Genomic DNA, 4,258 nt, shown 5'->3' with positions numbered 1-4,258 from the left:
TTTATGTTTGCATTATCTGCCATCTTACTAGTTCCTCCTTCAAAAAAGTATACACTCTTGTACTGATAGGATTTCTTTATTATTTTACACTATATTCAGGAATTAATCTACAGCTATTTGAAAAATCTTTCCTATCAACTGCTTTTAACAAGCGGGGCACGAGGATCCGTATCGATATACTGGACAGAAAGATGATTGCGCTTTACTTCCTGCAGCAGCTCTTTCGTCATCTCCGCCCGTCCTGCCGGATCATCAGCACTTCCCAGATGAACAGGAAGAGATTCGCTTGTATAGGCAATAATATTGTCTGGATTCCCTACATTGATTTCTGTAATATCCTTACGAAGTTCTGGTTCAAGGCTTTTCAAATACGAAAGAGAATCGCGAATGGACTGATCATGAATAGTATCGCCAAGGAGCAGAGTGTCTACTTTTTTACCAGTAATCAAAGGGGCCGATACGCCTTTAATTTGCGGGGCTGTCTCAATGACCTTTCCCGTATCATCCACATAAGCAAAACCATACATCGTGGTGATGACAGCAACAGTCTGCCGCTCCTGCATGCGGATATGGATAGTCGCCGGGAATTCGCGGCTGATGTCCGCGCTTGCTACCCGTAAATCCTTTTCCATTCGTTCCCGCATCCGGTCCGGCGATAGTTGTATCACATTAATGATCCCGTTTTGTATGCCGCAGGATTGATATACATCATCAAAGGACATCCGCTCATTCCCATCAATGATGACGGTTCCAAAAGGAATGGGAAGAAATCGCAGGATAAGCCAGACAAAAAAGACAAAAATAATACCTGTTACGGCAGCCAGTCTGCGGTTCCGGCGGCGAAGTTGTCTCTGCCTGGCAAGTTTTTTCCGCTGGCTTCTGGCCCGGCGTCGGGCAATCCGCTTCTGCGTTTTCCCCTGTGCCTCCGTCACATCCTGATGAGGCACATAGGAAGTGTCTTCTACCTGAGGCGGCACGAAGACATCATGGGTACGCTTTTTAATGCCATATGGATCATTTTCACTTTGATATGAAGTTGTATCAGAAGCCGGGGAATATGTCCCTTTTTTATCCATTGTCATAGTATAAACCTGTATATAATCACAAAACTCTACCTAATCTAAAATTTTCCGACAGATGCTTCCTTTAGAATGCGTTCACATAAATCGGGAAATTCTATGCCTGCTGCACGGGCCGCATCGGGGACCAGACTGGTCGCCGTCATGCCCGGAACCGTGTTGATTTCCAGTACAAAGGGATTTCCCTCTTTGTCCGTCATGATATCAACGCGGGAAATACCGCTGCAATGGCAAAGATGAAATACGTCCAAAGCCAGATTCTGCATCTTTTTTGTCAGTTCCGGCGAAATAGGTGCCGGACAGAGATGTTTTGCTACGCCGGGAGCATACTTGGAATAATAGTCATATTTTCCTGTACTGGAAACAATTTGAATGACGGGAAAGGCCATATCATCCATGACAGCAACAGTAAACTCATCCCCGTCGATGAATGCTTCAGCCACAATAGAATTGCTGTACTTAAACGCTTCGTTCAATGCGCTTCGTATTTCGTCTTCTGAATGAACGATTACCGTACCAATACTGGACCCCTGCCCTGCCGATTTTATGACTACAGGCAGAGAAAACCGTTTGATAATATCAGCAGCGATAGCATCTTCGTCCTGCGTATTGAAATAATAGGCAAAGGGTGCTGTTGCAATTCCCGCTCCCTGAAACGCGCACTTGCTCATGACCTTATTCATACCGACGGCACTGGCCATGACGCCCGGACCGGTATAGGGAATTCCCATCATTTCACATAATCCCTGCAATACACCATCTTCTCCGTAATGTCCATGAAGCGCATTAAAAACAATATCTATATTCTTATCCTGCAGCTGACTGGCAAGCTTATCCGGCACCAGTTCCAGAAGTTCCGCATGATACCCCTTTTCCTGCAGTGCTCCGGCAATGGCAGCTCCTGTACGGCGCGATACTTCCGCTTCCGTTGAAGGTCCGCCTACAATAACGGCAATATTCTTATCCTGCAGTGTGTCCATGATTACTTCCCCCTCCTGGCTTCTTCAATATATCGTTCCCCTATGGTATAAATATCACCGGCCCCCATAGTAATGACCAGATCTTTTGGCCGTGCATTCTTAAGCAGATACGGGACAAGCTCGTTCTTATCGGCAATATAAGTCACATCCTGCCCTGTCGTTTCCCGGACCTTATCGGCAATCAGCCTGCCCGTGACTCCGGGGATCGGATCTTCGCCAGCACTATAGACATCGGTGACGATCAATTTATCAGCACCGGTAAAAGCTCCTCCAAACTTGTTGAGTAAAAGCTGGGTCCGTGTATACCGGTGCGGCTGAAACAGGCACACCACGCGATGAGTCCCCATATCGCGGGCAGCCGTAAGTGTAGCATTGATTTCCGTAGGATGATGGGCGTAATCATCGACTACCCAAACATCATCGACAACGCCTTTCGTCTGGAACCGCCGTTTAGCTCCATGGAAATGAGAAAGAGCATGGGCGATCTTATCAAAAGGAATACCGCAACGAAGAGCAACGGCTGTAGTCGCCAGCGAATTCAGCACATTGTGACGGCCAGGGACATTGAGATTGATGGTTCCTAGTTCTTTGCCGTCATGCCATACTTCATAATGGAGCCGGCCATTAATATACCGGATATTACGGGCGTTGTAATCAGCCGGTGTTTCTATTCCATACGAAAGATACCGTCTGTTCAGGGTATTTGCCAAGGATCGTATCTTGTCATTTTCAAAACAGAGAACAGCAAATCCTTCCGGATGTATTTGTCCGATAAACTGTCCAAATGCCTTGATGATATTTTCCAGTGATCCATAATGATCCATGTGATCCGCATCTATATTAGTAATGACAGCAATATAGGGATGTTCTTTCAGGAACGATCCATCACTTTCATCAGCTTCAGCAATGACATAGTCTCCCTTTCCGAGAATAGAATTACAATGCAGATAATCCACTTCACCGCCGATAACCAGTGTCGGATCCGTACCGCTTTCATAAAAAACCTGTCCGAGCATGGAAGAGGTTGTCGTCTTGCCATGGGCACCTGCGACGGCAATGCTCTTTCCCCAGGACATAATATGCACCAGGGCATCGGAACGATGGATTACCGGTATGTCGCGGCGGCGGGCTTCCTGTAATTCCGGATTATTTTCTCTGATGGCAGATGAAATTACGACTACCTGGGCATCCTGCAAATTTTCCGGCCGCTGGCCAATGCAGATCCGGGCACCCATTTTTTCAAACCGGTCTGTCGTCGGGGAAACACGCAGGTCGGATCCGGAGACGGTAAAACCTTTTTCAATGAAAATGTTTGCTATCGCACGCATTCCCGCACCGGCAATACCAATGAAGTGAACGCGCTGTACAGTATTTAAGTTAATCATGATCAGTCACATCCTTCTGTATGCGGGAACGGTATTTCGGGCCTTTGGCAATAGAAAGCGCCAGTTCTGCAATATCATGTGCAGCTTGGGGACGGCCCTTGGATTTGCTCGCCTGAGCCATGCGCTTCAGTGCTTCCGGATCATTTTTCAAATGAACGATTTCTTCCAACAGTTCACGACCGGTCAACATCTTATCAAGGATCATTTTTGCAGCACCGCACATGACCAAAGCCTGTGCGTTGTAGCGCTGATGGTCTTCGGCAGCATAGGGATACGGAATCAGTATAGCCGGAAGTCCGCGCACAGTTAATTCCGCTAATCCCACAGCACCGGCCCGATACACAGCCAGATCAGCTGCAGCCAGTGCTTCTGGCATGTGATGGAGATAGGGGATGATGTGGCTTCCTTCTCCATACCGCCCTTTGCCATCAATACCTTCCAATTGTCCTACGACGCGGTCGTATTCGTGGTCGCCGGTGACATGAAGGATCTGGATATCCTTGCTGTCCCGGAAATACCGGTGCACTTCAATCATTGCATTATTGATAGAACGGGCGCCCCGGCTTCCCCCTGCTACCAGTAGGGTGAATTTGTCCGGATCCAGTCCCAGTAAAGCCCGTCCATGATCTTTCGTACCAGTCAGTATATCCTTGCGTACGGGATTCCCCGTATACACCAGGATGTCTTTCCGCTTAAAGCGCTCTGCCGCTTCTTCATATCCCAAAGCGACACATTTGACAAACCGGCTTAATATCGTATTTGTGACACCGGGAATGACATTTTGTTCCTGTACCAATGTTGGAATCCCGCTCAG

At 47.6% G+C, this 4,258-nt stretch carries 4 protein-coding genes; all 4 read right to left on the bottom strand.

What is annotated here, in order from left to right:
• Positions 1-134: 134 nt before the first annotated feature.
• Positions 135-1,082, bottom strand: a complete 948-nt coding sequence (locus tag DBO31_RS09170) for a cell division protein FtsQ/DivIB (protein ID WP_234995456.1) — start codon at positions 1,080-1,082, stop codon at positions 135-137.
• A gap of 38 nt (positions 1,083-1,120) precedes the next feature.
• Positions 1,121-2,059: a D-alanine--D-alanine ligase gene (locus tag DBO31_RS09165; RefSeq protein ID WP_059076915.1), complete on the bottom strand. Its 939-nt coding sequence runs from the start codon at positions 2,057-2,059 to the stop codon at positions 1,121-1,123.
• Positions 2,060-2,061: 2 nt separating this feature from the next.
• Positions 2,062-3,444, bottom strand: coding sequence for a UDP-N-acetylmuramate--L-alanine ligase (gene murC, locus DBO31_RS09160; protein WP_059076914.1), 1,383 nt, complete (start codon positions 3,442-3,444; stop codon positions 2,062-2,064).
• Positions 3,437-4,258, bottom strand: an 822-nt coding sequence (locus DBO31_RS09155; RefSeq protein WP_150825000.1) for a glycosyltransferase, incomplete at its 5' end; no start/stop codon positions are given. The genes murC and DBO31_RS09155, both read right to left, overlap by 8 nt.

The organism is Megasphaera sp. DJF_B143 (assembly GCF_900320625.1).
Taxonomy (GTDB): Bacteria; Bacillota; Negativicutes; order Veillonellales; family Megasphaeraceae; genus Megasphaera; species Megasphaera hexanoica.
The sequence above is the reverse complement of the archived record's forward strand: the minus strand, read 5'-3'. Positions and strand labels throughout refer to the sequence as shown.